The following is a 14,593-nucleotide window of genomic DNA, read 5'->3' as shown; positions in this document are numbered from 1 at the left end:
GTCGTTCGGATCAGAGGTTCATCAGCGCCGGGTCGCCGCCCTGGGCCGCGATATTGTTCGAGATGGCCTTTTCAGCCGCGAAGCGGATCAGGCTGTGGGGACCACCGGCCTTGGGACCGGTGCCCGACAGGCCCTCGCCGCCGAACGGCTGGACGCCCACCACGGCGCCGGTCATCGAGCGGTTGATGTAGACATTGCCGGCGGGGACCAGGCGGATGACCTGATCGGCAAAGGCCTCGATCCGGCTGTGCACGCCCAGCGTCAGCCCATAGCCACGCGCGGCCAGCTTCTCGGTGACCGTCTTCAGCTCGTTCGGGCCATAGCGATAGATGTGCAGGATCGGGCCGAAGACCTCCTTCTCGAGGAAGTCGCACGTCGGAATCTCCGCGATCACCGGGGCGAAGAGGTCCCCGCGATCGGCGCCTTCGGGCAAATTGCCCCGGGCAATGACCTTGCCCTCCTTTTCCAGCCGCGCGACGTGGTCTTCCAGCACCTTGCGGCTCTCGGCGTCGATCACCGGACCGATGTCGGTCGAAGGATCGGCCGGGTCGCCGATCACCAGGGCATCCAGCGCGCCCTTCAGCCCGTCGACCAGCACCTGGGCGCCGTCCTTCGGCACATACAGGATGCGCAGGGCCGAGCAGCGCTGGCCGGCGGACCCGAAGGCCGACACCAGCACATCGTCGATCACCTGTTCGCGCAGGGCGGTGGTGTCCACGAACATGGCGTTCAGACCGCCGGTCTCGGCGATGAAGGGCAGGATCGGTCCCGGCCGCGCTGCGATGGCGCGGTTGATCGCCCAGGCCGTTTCGGTGCCGCCGGTGAAGGCGACGCCGTTGATGCCGGGGTGCGATACCAGCTTGGCGCCGACCGTCTCGCCCCGGCCCGGCAGGAGGGCCAGAACATCGGGCTCAAGGCCGCAGCGCTGGAACAGGCGGACCGCCTCGGCGGCAATCAGCGGGGTCTGTTCGGCGGGCTTGGCCACCACGGCGTTGCCGGCAGCCAGCGCTGCGGCGACCTGACCGGTGAAGATGGCCAGCGGGAAGTTCCACGGGCTGATGCAGGCGAACACGCCGCGACCGTGCAGCATCAGGCGGTTGGTCTCGCCCGCCGGACCGGTGAGCGTCTCGGGACCGGCAAAGTCGCGCTCGGCCAGCATGGCGTAATAGCGACAGAAGTCGGCGGCTTCGCGCACCTCGGCCACGCCGTCGTTCAGCGTCTTGCCCGCCTCGCGGCTGAGCAGGGCGACCAGACGGTCGAGGTCGGCTTCAAGCCCGTCGGCCATGGCGCGCAGGACATGGGCGCGCGCGGGGCCGCCCTGACGATCCCAGGCCAGCTGGGCGCGGCCGGCCTTTTCGATAGCGTTGTCGATCTCGTCCGGCGAGGCCTCGGACACATGGCCCAGGACATCGTCACGCCGATAGGGGTTGGTCACATCCTCGGCATGGACGCCGGCGTGCAGCAGGCCTCCGATCATCGGGCCCGATGTCAGGCGTTCGCGGTCCACCAGTTCGAGCGCCTCGGCGTGCGTTTCGCGATCGCTCTTGCGGGTATAGTCGCGGCCCAGTGAGTTCAGGCGGTCGCCGTAGATCGACCGGGGCACGGGGATACGGGCGTGGCGGTCGGGCTGGGCCTCGACCAGCGAGACGGGGTCGGTGGCGACCGATATCGCGGGCACCCGCTCATCCATCAGCACATGGACGAAGGACGAATTGGCACCGTTCTCCAGCAGGCGACGGACCAGATAGGGCAGCAGTTCCTCGTGCCCACCGACGGGGGCATAGGCGCGCACCACCGGCCGGTCATCCTTCCAGCGGGCCTCGGCCGCGTCATAGAGGGCCTCGCCCATGCCGTGCAGGCGCTGGAACTCGACCTTTACATCGGCGCGGCGTGCCATGCGGTGGATCGCGGTCAGGGAGACGGCATTGTGGGTGGCGAACTGGCCGTACAGATGCGGGGCCGCATCAATGATGGCCTGAGCGCAGACCAGATAGTTCACGTCGGTCGCGGCCTTGGTCGTATAGACGGGGTAGTCGGTCCGCCCCATCACCTGGGCGCGCTTGATCTCGGTGTCCCAATAGGCGCCCTTGACCAGACGCACCATCAGCCGCCGGCCCGAGGTGCGGGCCAGCTCGGCCACGCGGGCCACCACTTCCGGGGCCCGCTTCTGATAGGCCTGGACCGCCAGGCCAAGCCCCTTCCATTCGCCAAGGTCAGGGTCGTTCGCTAGCCGGTCGAGCAGTTTCAGCGAAATGACGAGGCGGTCGGCCTCTTCCGCGTCCATGCAGAAATTCATGTCATATTCGGCGGCGATCAGGGCCAGTCGCTTGACCCGGGGATAGAGCTCTTCCCACACGCGGGCGCTCTGGACCGCCTCATAGCGGGGCGACAGGGCCGACAGCTTGACCGACACGCCGTGGCCGGTCTGCGGGCCCCTGGACTCGGGGCGCTGGGCCCGCCCCTTACCGACCGCATGGATGGCGTCGGCGTAGATTTTCTCATAGCGCTCGGCATCGGCGACCGTACGCGCGCCCTCGCCCAGCATGTCGAAGCTGCACAGCCACTTTTCGCGGTTGGCGCGCTTGAGGGCGCTGCCGATGGTGCGGCCCACGACGAACTGCTCGCCCATCATGCGGACGGCGGCGGCCACGGCCTGGCGGATCACGGGCTCGCCGACCCGGCCCGCCACCCGGCGCAGGAAGCCCGGCAGATCGCGACGGGCGTCCTCGTCCACCTCGACCAGACGTCCGGTCAGCATCAACCCCCAGGTCGAGGCGTTCACGAACAGGCTGTCGGACTGGCCCATATGCTTGGCCCAGTCGGCCGATCCGATCTTTTCGGCGATCAGCTTGTCACGCGTGTCCTCGTCGGGCGTCCGCAGCAGGGCCTCGGCCAGACACATGAGGGCCAGGCCTTCCCGGGTGCCGAGCGAGAACTCCTGCAGGAAGCTCTCGACCACGCCTTCGAGGCGATAGTCCTTGCGGGCCGACTCGACGAGGGTGACGGCTTCGTCTACGGCGGCGGCACGTTCCTCGCCGGACAGCGGGATATGCGCCAGCAGCGCGCGGACCGACTGGGTCTCGTCGACGAACTTCGACTGGTCGAGCGTATCCCAGTCCTGCGAGAGGGCGGATTCGTCAAACGGGGCGGAGGTATAATTCAGGGCCATCCGGCCCCCATAACGACTTCTTTGGAGAAGCGGGAGGGGGGTGCCGACAAGTCTTTCCTGCCACGCTTGCCGCGTTCATCGCTCGCCTTCGCCTGCGCTTCGGGGTAAGTCTTCGGCCCGGAAAGACACAAAGGCTGCAGCGGCCCCTCCATGCGCATTATTCTGGCCACCGACGCCTGGGAGCCCCAGGTCAACGGCGTCGTCCGCACCCTGACCCGAACCGTGGCGGAATGCCGCGGCATGGGCCACGAGGTCGAGGTTATCGAGCCCAGCCAGTTCAAGACCATTCCCTGCCCCACCTATCCGGAAATCCGGCTGGCGCTGGGCGCGGAAGAGGAGATCCGCGAGCGGCTGCGCGCGTTTGAGCCCGACGCCGTCCATATCGCCACCGAAGGCCCGATCGGGATCGCCACGCGGCGCATCTGCGTGGAGTGGAAGCTGCCGTTCACGACCAGCTACCACACGAAATTTCCTGAATATATCTCCGCGCGTTTCCCGGTCCCGGTGCAGGTCGGCTATGCCTATATGAAGTGGTTCCACAAGCCGTCCGGACGGCTGATGGTGGCCACCCCCACCCTGCGCGACGAACTGGTCGAGCACGGCTTCCGCAACGTCTCGCCCTGGTCGCGGGGCGTCGATACCGAACTGTTCAACCCCGACCTGCCACGCATCTATGACGAACTGGGCGGCAAGGACTGGCCCCGGCCCTTCTGGCTGAACGTCGGCCGGGTGGCGGTCGAGAAGAACATCGAGACCTTCCTCGAACAGGACCTGCCGGGCACCAAGATCGTGGTCGGCGACGGCCCGGCCCGCGCCGAGCTTCAGGAAAAATACCCCGAGGCGAAATTCCTCGGCGCCCGCTTCGGCGCGGAGCTGGCCCGCTGCTTCCGCGATGCCGACGTCTTCGTCTTCCCCAGCTGGACCGACACCTTTGGACTGGTGATCCTTGAGGCCATGGCGACCGGTACGCCCGTGGCCGCCTTCCCGGCCCACGGACCGATCGACATCATTCCGGGCTCGGGCGCCGGCGCCATCGATAACGATCTGAAGAAGGCCTGCATGGCCTGTCTGGAGCTGGATCGCGCTGACGTCCGTGCCTATGCGGAAAAATTCAGCTGGCGGGCCTCGGCCGAGCAGTTCGTCGAGAACCTCGAACCCTATCCCGAGCCCGAGCGCGGCCGCTTCTGGCGACGGCTGCGCCGCATCACCCGCCTGCGCCGCCGGGCCCAGGCGGCGTGATCGTGACACAGGACAACACAGAGCGTTTTTCGAAGGTCTACGACGAACGCCTGTGGGGGTCCCCGGAGTCGGCTTCCGGTCCGGGTTCCGAGCGGGCTTCGCCCACCGTCCGGCACGCGATCAGCGTCCTTGATGCCGTTCTGCGGCAGCGGGCCATAGCCTCCATAGCCGACATCCCATGTGGTGATTTCAACTGGATGCCGGAACTACTGAGCGCTCATCCGGGCCTTCGGTACACGGGTTACGATGTCGTGCCGACGCTCATCGAGGACAATCGGAACCGCCATCCAGGCGTCGATTTCCGCATGCTGGATATCGCTCGGGACGTTCCCGAACGGGCTGACCTGATCTTCAGTAAGGACCTGCTGAACCATCTTGGCGAAGATGATGTCTGGGCGGCCCTCCAGAATATGGCGGCGTCGGGGTCAGGGTGGCTGCTGGTGACCACCAACCGCGGCTTCGACAACGTCGACCTGGAGCCGACCCAGCCGCACGCCTCGCGGCACCTCAACCTTGAAGCCCCGCCGTACAGTATGCCCGAGCCGGTGTCGGGCGATCACTATCTGCTGCTGTACCGGATGGAAGACGTCGCGCATCGGCTGGCCGACCGCGCGACGTCTTGAGCCCTTTATCGCCTACTCCGGGCGGGCCATCGGGGTATGGGCCCGTGCAGTCTCACGCTGGGCGGCCAGTTCGGCTTCCGGCAGCGGCACCAGACCACGATCCTGCAGATAGCCACCGGGGCCCGAAGCGGCGTCCGAGACGAACTCGGCCACGAACTGGTCCAGACCCGGCGTGACGCCGATGTGGGCCTTCTTGACGTAGATATACATCGACCGGCTGATCGGATATTCGCCCGACGAGATGGTCTCCAGCGTCGGGTAGACGCCATTGACGCTGGCGGCCTTCACCGACTCGCTGTTCTGCTCGAGGAAGGAATAGCCGAACACGCCGACCGAGCCCGGGGTGCGGGTCAGGGTCTGGACGATGGCGTTGTCGTTCTCGCCCGAGTCGACCCAGACGCCGTCCTCACGCAGGGTGTGGGCGCGGGCCTCAAACGCATCCTTGTCGCTTTCGGCCAGGGCCGCCATCGCCGGCAGGTTTTCGGCGGCGGGCGCCATGGCCAGTTCCAGCCAGGAATCGCGCGTGCCCGAGGTGGGCGGCGGGCCATACACCAGAATCCGACCGGTCGGCAGGCCGGCGCGCACCTGACTCCAGGTGGTGTTGGGGTTGGCGATGAAGCCGTCCCCGCCGGGGACGTCCTTGGCCAGCGCCAGATAGAGGTCGGCGCCCTGGAAGGCGAAGTCCGCGCCGTCGCGGGCCGTGGCGATCACCAGACCGTCAAAGCCGATCTTGATCTCGATGATCTCGGTGACGCCATTCTGGGCGCACAGATCGTATTCGGACTGCTTCATCCGGCGCGAGGCATTGGCGATGTCCGGCGTCTGCGGCCCGACGCCCTGACAGAAGGCCTGGATGCCGCCGCCGGTGCCCAGCGACTCGACACGCGGCATGGCGCCACCGGTGTTGCGGGCGAAATTCTCGGCCACGCGGGTGGTGAAGGGGAAGACGGTCGACGAGCCGGCCGCCCAGATGCCCTCACGGGTACCGGAACCGCCCTGATCCCCGCAGGCGGCAAGGGCGAGCGCCGACACGGCGGCGACAGTCAGAATGCTGAGACGCATGAAACAATCCTCGTATACGGATGACAGCCTGGCGCCCTTAAAGCAGACGTTTGCGCATGACTTGTGACAGCATGTCGATCAGGGTCACCGCCACGATGATGATGATCGCGATGGTCGAGACCGTATTGTAGTCGAAGGCCTGCAGGCTCTCGAACAGCACCTGGCCGATACCGCCCGCGCCGATCAGACCCAGCACGGTGGCTGCGCGACTGTTCGACTCGAACCGGTAGAGCGCAAAGCTGGTCCACAGCGGGGCCACCTGGGGAATGACGCCCCAGGCGATCTCGTGCAGACGGCCGGCGCCAGTCGCCTTGACCCCGTCGATTGGGCCGTTGTCGATCGACTCGACGGCTTCCGAGAACAGCTTGGCCAGCACCCCGGCGGTATTCAGGCCGATGGCCAGCACGCCGGCCAGCGGGCCAAGGCCCACGGCGACGATGAACAGGGTGGCGCTGACCAGATCGGGAATGGAGCGCAGCAGGTCCATGACGCGCCGCACCGGCCAGACCAGCCAGGCGGGCGCCAGATTGCGCGACGCCATCAGGCTGAGTGGCACGGCGAGGAATACGGCGAGGAAGGTGCCCCACAGGGCGATCTGGACCGTCAGCCACATCTGGCCGACCAGCAATTTCCAGTCCGAAAAGTCCGGCGACAGGAAGTCCCGACCATAATTCCGCATGTTCTCGCCGTTCGAGAACAGATTGCCCAGATTGGGCATGTCCACCCGGCCGAAGCTGGCGATCAGGATCACGGCCAGCCCGCCCCACAGCAGCAGATCGAGCGACCAGGAGGCCATCGACTTTTTGGGCGGCGGCGGCACTTCGGCCGCATCCCGCGCCGTGGGCGCCGGGGCCGGACGAAGATTGGTCAGGACAGCGAACAGGGCCAGCAGGCCGATGAAGCCGAACGGCCCCCACTGGCGAACCATCTGCAGCACACCGGGGGACTCGGGGGGCGCGACATCGCTGGCCGTGCCCTCGCGGCGCGCCTGATCGGCCTTCATTTCGCGGATGGGGTTGAGATAGCTGTTATCCGCCGCGCGGAACTGGGAATAGTTCAGCCCCTCCAGCACACGACGCTGGCGCTCGGCCTCCGGGCCGAACCCCTGTCCATAGCCGGTGAAGAACTCGGCGATATCGGCCTTCAGCCAGCGCGGCAGGCTGCCCCGGACCAGAATTCCCGACTCCGGAATGGGCGGGGATTCCCAGATGGTCTCGATCTGTTTGGCGATCTCGGGGTTCTGACGGGTCAGAAAGACGGTGTTGACCGAATTCGAGGTCGCGACATCGACCAGCCCGTTGGCGATCGCAAACGAGTTCGCCTGGTGATTGGCCGAGCGCACTGTGGCGAAACAGCTGCGCGGATCGATATTCCGCGGGCTGAAGAAATAGGTCATCGGCGCCAGCGTGCCCGAGGTGGACTGCGCATCGCCCAGGCCAAAATCGAGCGAGCGGTCGCAGCGTTCGATATCGGCGATGGTGATGCCGGAGCCGCGGCGGACAATCAGGGACGAGGTGTAGGAGTCCTTGCCCTCGACGTCGACGGTGCGGGCAACGACCTCGGCGCCAGCGCGATCAATGGCCTGGACGGCGGGCAGGGCCGAAAACCAGCCGATCTGGGTCTGGTCGGCGGCCATGGCCTCAACGAGCACGGAGTAGTTGGACCCAAAGCGGGTCTCGACCGGAATGCCCAGGTCGCGCTCCAGATCGTCAAGCAGCGGCTCCCACAGCGGGCCGGACGACGCCTGGCCCTCGGCCGAGAGGATGGAGAAGACCAGTTTTTCCGGGGCATCCGGGCGGGCGGGCGCGGTCTGGGCCGCAACGGGCAGGCCCGTCGTCAGGACGGCAAGGGCGGCGACAAGGGCGGGGGCCAGACGGCCGAACAGGGCGCGGATCATGCCTTGGCCTCCCAGAAGGCATCCTCGAACTCGGGGCCGTAGATCTCGATCAGCCGGTCATGGTCCAGACCGGTCGCCGGGCCGTCATAGACCAGCTTGCCGGCCTTCAGCGCCACGACGCGATTGCAGTAGCGGATGGCGTAGTCGACCTGGTGAAGGGTCACCAGCACGCCCATGCCGTCGCGCGTATTCAGCTCGACCAGCATTTCCATGACCTTGCGGGCCGACACGGGATCGAGCGAGGCAACCGGCTCGTCCGCCAGAATGGCGCGGGAGCCCTGGACGATGGCGCGGGCGATGGCGCCGCGCTGCTGCTGGCCGCCCGACAGGGTATTGGCGCGCTGGCCGGCATAATCGGCCACACCCACGCGGTGCAGGGCCGCCATGGCGCGCTGGCGGTCATCCGCCGGCCACAGGCCCAGAAGGCCCTTCCACGCCGGGATGCGGCCCAGCGCCCCCAGCATGACATTGGTGAACAGGCTCAGCCGGCCGACCAGATTGAATTGCTGAAAGATCATGCCCAGACGCGACCGGGCCCGGCGCACGGCCGAGGTAATGCGGCCATTGGCCTGCACGGTCTCGCCGAACACCTCGATCCGGCCGCCCTGGTCGATGTTCACCAGTCCGGTGATCGACCGCAGCAGGGTCGACTTGCCCGAGCCCGAAGGCCCGATCAGGGCGACCATCTCGCCGGGCTGGACCGACAGGGACACGCCGTCCAGGGCCTTGCGGGCCCCGAAGGTCTTGGACACGTCACGCACGGACACGAAGCCGGTCGTATCGGCGCTGGCAGAGGAGGAATTCATGAGCGGGCTGTTCGCGGTTCGACGGGCGCCCGGGACGGGGCGCAGCCTGCGCGCGGGCAGGTCTTAATGGCAGGCGGGGGCCATGCCGTCCAGACCGCATGCGCGCTCAGACCGTGATCGCCTCGACACGGCTGCGGTCGGACTTCGTCGCGGGCCCGTTGTGGATGCGCTCCAGCTGGTCGCGGGCCAGCGCGCGGGCCGGTTCCCGGAACGGCCCCGGCTCAGCCGCCAGACTGGCCAAAATCTTGCGCAGGCGCAGCGACACCGCCAGATCCGAGCTCCCGTAACGGGCCGAAGTGCCCATAACGTCCTCGAGCAGGTCGCCCGGGTTGAGCGGCGACGCCAGCAGGCGGTCGCAGGTGACCGGATCCGGTTCGGCCCGGGCCCGCTCCCATTCGTCCAGCAGGCGGAATCCCGCCGCGATCACCTGAACGGCCGTCCCGGGATCATTGACGCCGGGCGACAGGGCGCGGGCCGCGATCTCGCCCAGCACGATCAAACCATAGCGGGGGTCCTGATCGAACGAGCGGCTCTCGCCGACCGCAAAGGCGAGCTGCCAGTCGTGACAGGCCTTGTCGTCCAGCCGGTCAAGGTTGAGCCGGGCCAGCGGTTCACCCCGGCGGACGAGGGTGCCGGGCATGGCGAGGATTTCCACCCGGCAGTCCGCCTCGCTCGCCAGCGACTGAAGCCGGTCGGGGTCGACGTTCTGTACATAGCCGGTAGCGGGCGCGGGGAGATCAAAGCCCGTCTCCAGCCGGCCTTCAGCACCGCCCATGAAGGGCTTGGCGGCGCGCTGGCACAGGGCCCGGCGGGCCTCGGTCTCGACCCGCTCGATCATGTGACCCACACGGGCCAACTGGGCCAGGGTATTGATCCACGCCAGCAGACGAAAGGCGACCAGTCCGACCACGCCCAGACTGACGAGGAACAGGATCGCCCGACCGCCTTCGCCATAATACTGGGCATTGATCGCCGTGACCGAGACGATGGCGTAGAGGAAGGCCCCGACGAAGGTCGACAGGGCTTTCTGCGTCCGGTCATCCGACGTCACCAGCGCCGCGACGCGGGGCGTGGCCGATCCCGAGACCGACGTATAGGCCGTGACCATGGCCCCGACCGAGAAGGTGGCCACCGCCAGCAGGCTGGAGGCCAGGATGGTCAGGATTTCCTCGACCGACTCATTGCCCAGCCGCTCGGCCATCTCGTCGGGCACGAAGGGCGCGCCCCAGGCAGCGATCAGGGCCGCCCCGACCCCCAGCAAGGCATAGGCCGTCGCCCTGACCCAGAGCTGGCGGGTCAGCTTGCGCCAGTAGAAGAGCCAGCGGTTCATGAGGCGGAGGCGGAGGGCATCCGCCTAGCCTGCCTGAAGGTCGGGGTCCTGGACAAGCGATTCCGCAGGCGCCTCGGGCAGGGTCAGGCTGACTTCCGCCCCGCCGCCCGGGGCCCGGTCGATCGACAGCCGGCCGTGGGCCTGCCGGGCAAAGGCGTGGACCTGGGCCAGTCCCAGACCCTGGGCGCCCGGCCGGGTGGTGAAGAAGGGCTCGACCGCACGGTTGCGGGCCTCGTCGGAAAAGCCCGGCCCGCTGTCCCGCACCGAGAGCAGCCAGCCGCCCTCCAGACGCGGTTCCAGACGCACGGCGACCGAGCCCTGCCCCTCCACGGCCTCGATCGCATTGGTCACGAGCGCCCGGACGGCGCCGTCGAAAATCACCGGGTCCAGACGTACGGGGACGGGCGTGGCCGGCACCTCGACCATCAGGTCCACGTCGGGACCGGCCTCGGCCCGCAGCTTGGTCTCCAGCCCTCTGAGCAGCCGGGCCACGTCCATGACCTGCACGGGGGAGTCGTCCTCGCCCTCGCTGAAGGCGCCCAGCCGGCGGGTCAGGCTCTCGCCCCTTTGCCCGGCGGCAAGCGCCGCCTCGCCCAGCCGCCGGATACGGCCCGGGTCGTCGGCCTGTTTCAGCATCATGTCGAGCGCACTGGTCATCACGCCGATCAGGGCGTTGAGGTCCTGCACCAGCCCCCCGGTCAGACGGCCGACATCGGCCAGCCGGCGGCTGCCCTCGCGCTCCAGCCGGGCTTCGGCCTCGATGTGGCGCACCGCCTCGCGCTGCTGTTCCAGTTCGGCCTGGACCGCAGTCAGCTGCGCCTCCAGTTCGGCCTGACGGGCCGTGGCGGCGTCCAGTTCGGCGGGGTCGATTTGCGGCGTCGCTTCGACAGGCTCTTCCTCGACCTCGGGCTCCAGCCGTTCGCCGGCCAGCAGCATGGCGCCGGCCTCGCCCGCATCATCGGTCAGGGGCAGCATGCGCCAGCGCACCTCGCCGGCATCGATCACCGGGGCATCCTCGGGTGTCGCGGTCAGGCCCGTGCGCAGGGCGTGCCGGGCGGCGTTGCGCTGATCCTCAGGCAGGAAGGCGTCGACAAACATTTGCCCGACCGGGGTGTCGCTTCCGGCCGCCAAAGCCAGCGCCACCGGATTGGCTTCCTGGACCCGGCCGTCGGCGTCCACCACGACCAGAGCGCTGGACGCGGCATCAAAGACGCGGCGGATCAGGCTGTTGTCAGGGGCCACGGGGGCGGGAGCTGTCTCGATCTGGGGCGTGGTCAGGCCGTCGGTCTCGACGATGGCGGCCATGGAGCCGATCACCTGTCCGTACTCGTTCTCGATCGGCATGGCGGTGACGGAGACCAGCATGGTGCGGCGGCTGGCCGGGTTGGCCAGCATGTGCTGGAAGCCCTTGACCGTCTGGCCGCGCAGGGCCCGCGCGCTGGGCAGCAGGTCGGGCGGAACGGGCCGCCCGTCCGGGAAGGTGATGCCCCAGGTCGCCGAGTGGAACCGCAGGCCCAGCAGCTCGGCATCGCGACGGCCCAGCAACTGGTGCGCGGCACGGTTGGCGAAGACGAACTTGCCCTGGTTGTCGGTCTCGACCAGCGCCACCGGCACGGCATTGAGGGTCTCGAACAGGCGACGATCCGCGCTTTCGGCCGCCTTCTGCACCAGATCGAGCTCGGACGAGGTCGAGACGTGGCGCACCCGGTGGGTAATCGCAAACCAGGCACTGAACAGGGCCACACAGACCGAGACACCCGTCACGGCCCACAGCAGCAGGGTCCAGTTCACCTCACCTTCCAGAAACATCGACGGCCTTGGTCCCGAATTGAAGCAGTTGCGTGGTTCAGGCCCGACACCGTGCAAGAGGCGAACCGGTTCCACGTCTGTTCTCGCCACAGGCGACTAGACCGGCGTCGCCGTCCGGTCCAGCGGCGCCGTGTCACGATCCCGAGAGCCCAGCAAAAAGGGGCCGGACGTCGCCGCCCGGCCCCTCTCCGTTCAGTCCTCGCCCGTCGTCAGAAGGCGACGCGCATGACCAGTTGATAGACGGGACCGGCCGATTCCGTCTCCAGCTCGTACTCGTCATAGTCGCGGGCCAGTTGGTCGCCGACGTTGTCGAACTTGTCGAACACCTCGTCCTTCGACGAATCCAGCAGGTTCGATCCCGTCAGGCGGACGACGACGTTCTCGCCGATCTGCTTCTCGATGAAGACCTCGAGGTCGGCGCCGTAGGTGGTGCGGACTTCCTCGGCGAGGACGCGGTCATAGGCCTCGCCCTGTTTGCGATAGGTCGCGCCGAAGGCCGCACCCCAGGTCGGCAGGTCCTGGGTGAAGCCGAAGTTCAACACATAGTCCGACTGGCCGTTGAAGCGGCGCTCGCCGGCAAAGTCGGTGATCTCGCTGTCCAGCCAGGAGTAGTTGAGGAAGACACCGGTCGAGTCCATGCCGATAAAGTCCAGCGGGGTCGAAAGGTCGAACTCCAGCCCATAGACCTTGCCGTCGCCGACGTTGTCGACGGTGTAGATGAAGGTGCCGGGGCCCTCGGAACCCTCAAGGCCGGTGTTCACCTCCTCGATCAGGTCGGTGATGTCCCGGTAGAAGGCGTTGATGCCGACCACGCCGCGGCGGCCCAGACGACGCTCGAATCCGAGGTCAAAGCCGATGGCCGTTTCCGGCTGCAGCCCGGGATTGCCAAGGAAGTCGCTGTCGCCGACCTCTTCCTCCAGCAGGGCCGGGGACAGGCGGTCGAAGTTCGGGCGACGAAGCGTACGGGCGGCCGAGAAGATCACCCGGTCCGTGTCGTTCAGGCGCCAGCGAAGGCTGAACGACGGCAGCAGCTCGGCATAGTCGTTCTCGGTCACCTGCTGGATCGCCGGGACCGTGCGGTCGGTCACGGTGACGTCGGTCGTTTCATAGCGCAGGCCGGCTTCCCAGCGCAGGGCGCCGGACTTGCCCGACACCATGACATAGGGGTCGATGCGGTTTTCCTCGATGGTCGCATCACCGCCGTCGACCGGGCTGAACGGGCCGAAGTCCGGAACGGTCGGGCGCGGGGCCGGCGCGTTCGGCACGTTGAAGCGGATGCGCGGGGTTTCCTCGATCAGGCTGTCGCGGGTCTTCCAGTTGGCCTGGACGCCGAACTCCAGTTCCATGTCGCTGCCGAGGTCCAGCTTGTGCTCGATCGCTGCCTTCCATTCCTCGTCCTGGATGTCGACGCGCTCGGAATCGAGGGTGAAGCGGTCCTCGTCGGGGAAGGGGTTGGAGTCGCGCAGATATTCCGACTCGGCCTCGAACTCGTATTGCTGGTCGTCGATCGACGCATAGCCCAGCTTGAAGGTCGTCTCGCCGCCGAACATCTGGCGCTCATAGCGCCCCCGCAGCGACAGGTTGTCGGTGCGGATGTCGAGGTCGTTGTCGTTGACCACCGAAAGGTTGGCCTCGGTCTCGATGCCGCCCTCGTATTCCAGCGAGTCCTCGTCCTGGAAGCGATCGGTGCGCACGAACACACCCGACAGGTCCAGCATGCCGCCGGCCAGCGGCACTTCGTACGAGGCGTTGAAGGCATAGTCGGTGCCGTCGCGGATGTCGGTCTGCACCTCGGTGTTGTCGAGGGTGCCGCCCGGCTCGTCGTAGCGCATGCTGTACTTGTTCTTGGGATTGCGACGGTCCTGGACATTGGCGCCCAGCAGCAGGCGGCCCGGTCCGACCTCGCCGCCCCAGACGGCGCCATAGGTGCCCCCGAACCGGCCATAGTCGCTGTCCGGGAACATCAGGGCGCCCAGACGGATGTAGCCGCCGTCGAGCGACAGGGCGTCGCGCAGGACGATGTTGATCGTGCCGGCCAGGGCGTCACCCGAACGGTTGGCCGAGGACGAACGCACCACCTCGACCCGCTCGATCAGTTCGGCGGGGATACGGTCGACGAAGAAGGAGCGGTCGACGCCCGAGCCCGGCACTTCCTGACCGTCGATCAGGATCTTGGTGTAGCCCGGATCCAGACCGCGCAGGCGCACGCCGTCGTATTCCAACACGTCCGACAGGAAGGCCACCGACGGCACCCGCTTCAGCGCGTCGCCGACGGTCAGCGGCTCGAACCGTTGGAAATAGTCGAGGTCATAGGACAGGGTCGGCACCACATCGTCGGTGCGGTTGCGCATGGCGGGCTGGCCCGTGACGATCACGTCCTCCACGGCCGTGACTGGACCCTGGACGTCCGCGTCCTGGGCAAAGGCGGCACCGGCCGCCAGAACGGGGGCGAGCGCCGCCCCCACGAGAAGCTTCAGTTTCATGATGATGTCGTCCCCTTGGGCGGACGTTGTCTCGTCCTTGGCCCCGGTGTGGCCGTTACCGACACCCGGCAACGCCCGAGCGACAGATTTCCGACCCGAGCTTGACGGTACGGCTGCGCCCTTTTGACAAGTCTTCTGATAACGGAGTGATTTTCACACCATCCTGATATCTATC

9 protein-coding genes and 1 pseudogene are annotated in these 14,593 nt (G+C 67.5%); 2 read left to right on the top strand and 8 right to left on the bottom strand.

Going from position 1 to position 14,593, the window contains the following annotated elements:
* Window positions 1–10 precede the first annotated feature (10 nt).
* The gene (gene putA, locus LC068_RS10310; RefSeq protein WP_226636907.1) at window positions 11–3,169 is read right to left on the bottom strand and encodes a bifunctional proline dehydrogenase/L-glutamate gamma-semialdehyde dehydrogenase PutA; all 3,159 of its coding nucleotides are present in this window, start codon (window positions 3,167–3,169) and stop codon (window positions 11–13) included.
* A gap of 150 nt (window positions 3,170–3,319) precedes the next feature.
* On the opposite strand from putA, the gene LC068_RS10305 reads away from it, so the two are divergent.
* Both LC068_RS10305 and LC068_RS10300 read left to right on the top strand, forming a co-directional pair.
* The gene (locus tag LC068_RS10305) at window positions 3,320–4,408 is read left to right on the top strand and encodes a glycosyltransferase family 4 protein (RefSeq protein ID WP_226636905.1); all 1,089 of its coding nucleotides are present in this window, start codon (window positions 3,320–3,322) and stop codon (window positions 4,406–4,408) included.
* A 2-nt stretch (window positions 4,409–4,410) separates the two neighbouring features.
* Window positions 4,411–5,031 carry a class I SAM-dependent methyltransferase gene (locus LC068_RS10300; RefSeq protein ID WP_226636904.1) on the top strand — a complete coding sequence of 207 codons (621 nt, stop codon included), beginning with the start codon at window positions 4,411–4,413 and terminating at the stop codon, window positions 5,029–5,031.
* A gap of 12 nt (window positions 5,032–5,043) precedes the next feature.
* Here LC068_RS10300 and LC068_RS10295 read toward each other — a convergent pair whose 3' ends face one another.
* The 7 genes and pseudogenes from LC068_RS10295 to LC068_RS10265 form a co-directional block, all read right to left on the bottom strand.
* Window positions 5,044–6,093, bottom strand: a complete 1,050-nt coding sequence (locus tag LC068_RS10295) for a substrate-binding domain-containing protein (protein ID WP_226636902.1) — start codon at window positions 6,091–6,093, stop codon at window positions 5,044–5,046.
* A 37-nt stretch (window positions 6,094–6,130) separates the two neighbouring features.
* Complete coding sequence (gene phnE, locus LC068_RS10290) at window positions 6,131–6,889, bottom strand: phosphonate ABC transporter, permease protein PhnE (protein WP_226637094.1); 759 nt, start codon at window positions 6,887–6,889, stop codon at window positions 6,131–6,133.
* A gap of 240 nt (window positions 6,890–7,129) precedes the next feature.
* Window positions 7,130–7,990, bottom strand: a pseudogene (gene phnD, locus LC068_RS10285) (phosphate/phosphite/phosphonate ABC transporter substrate-binding protein); the annotation flags it as partial.
* The gene (gene phnC, locus LC068_RS10280) at window positions 7,987–8,796 is read right to left on the bottom strand and encodes a phosphonate ABC transporter ATP-binding protein (RefSeq protein WP_226636900.1); all 810 of its coding nucleotides are present in this window, start codon (window positions 8,794–8,796) and stop codon (window positions 7,987–7,989) included. The gene phnC and the pseudogene phnD, both read right to left, overlap by 4 nt.
* Before the next feature lie 106 nt (window positions 8,797–8,902).
* Window positions 8,903–10,126 carry a DUF2254 domain-containing protein gene (locus tag LC068_RS10275; protein ID WP_226636898.1) on the bottom strand — a complete coding sequence of 408 codons (1,224 nt, stop codon included), beginning with the start codon at window positions 10,124–10,126 and terminating at the stop codon, window positions 8,903–8,905.
* Between the two features lie 24 nt (window positions 10,127–10,150).
* Complete coding sequence (locus LC068_RS10270) at window positions 10,151–11,935, bottom strand: PAS domain-containing sensor histidine kinase (protein ID WP_226636896.1); 1,785 nt, start codon at window positions 11,933–11,935, stop codon at window positions 10,151–10,153.
* A gap of 209 nt (window positions 11,936–12,144) precedes the next feature.
* Window positions 12,145–14,418, bottom strand: coding sequence for a TonB-dependent receptor plug domain-containing protein (locus LC068_RS10265; protein ID WP_226636894.1), 2,274 nt, complete (start codon window positions 14,416–14,418; stop codon window positions 12,145–12,147).
* Window positions 14,419–14,593: the final 175 nt, after the last annotated feature.

This window comes from Brevundimonas poindexterae, assembly GCF_020524625.1.
GTDB lineage: Bacteria > Pseudomonadota > Alphaproteobacteria > Caulobacterales > Caulobacteraceae > Brevundimonas > Brevundimonas poindexterae_A.
The sequence above is the reverse complement of the archived record's forward strand: the minus strand, read 5'-3'. Positions and strand labels throughout refer to the sequence as shown.

What these genes read in the sequence shown, in the direction of transcription:
- LC068_RS10275 (WP_226636898.1), bottom strand. Translation starts at nt 10,126, where the DNA reads ATGAACCGCTGGCTCTTCTACTGGCGCAAGCTGACCCGCCAGCTCTGG.
- LC068_RS10305 (WP_226636905.1), top strand. Translation starts at nt 3,320, where the DNA reads ATGCGCATTATTCTGGCCACCGACGCCTGGGAGCCCCAGGTCAACGGC.
- putA (WP_226636907.1), bottom strand. Translation starts at nt 3,169, where the DNA reads ATGGCCCTGAATTATACCTCCGCCCCGTTTGACGAATCCGCCCTCTCG.
- phnE (WP_226637094.1), bottom strand. Translation starts at nt 6,889, where the DNA reads ATGGCCTCCTGGTCGCTCGATCTGCTGCTGTGGGGCGGGCTGGCCGTG.
- LC068_RS10270 (WP_226636896.1), bottom strand. Translation starts at nt 11,935, where the DNA reads ATGTTTCTGGAAGGTGAGGTGAACTGGACCCTGCTGCTGTGGGCCGTG.
- phnC (WP_226636900.1), bottom strand. Translation starts at nt 8,796, where the DNA reads ATGAATTCCTCCTCTGCCAGCGCCGATACGACCGGCTTCGTGTCCGTG.
- LC068_RS10295 (WP_226636902.1), bottom strand. Translation starts at nt 6,093, where the DNA reads ATGCGTCTCAGCATTCTGACTGTCGCCGCCGTGTCGGCGCTCGCCCTT.
- LC068_RS10265 (WP_226636894.1), bottom strand. Translation starts at nt 14,418, where the DNA reads ATGAAACTGAAGCTTCTCGTGGGGGCGGCGCTCGCCCCCGTTCTGGCG.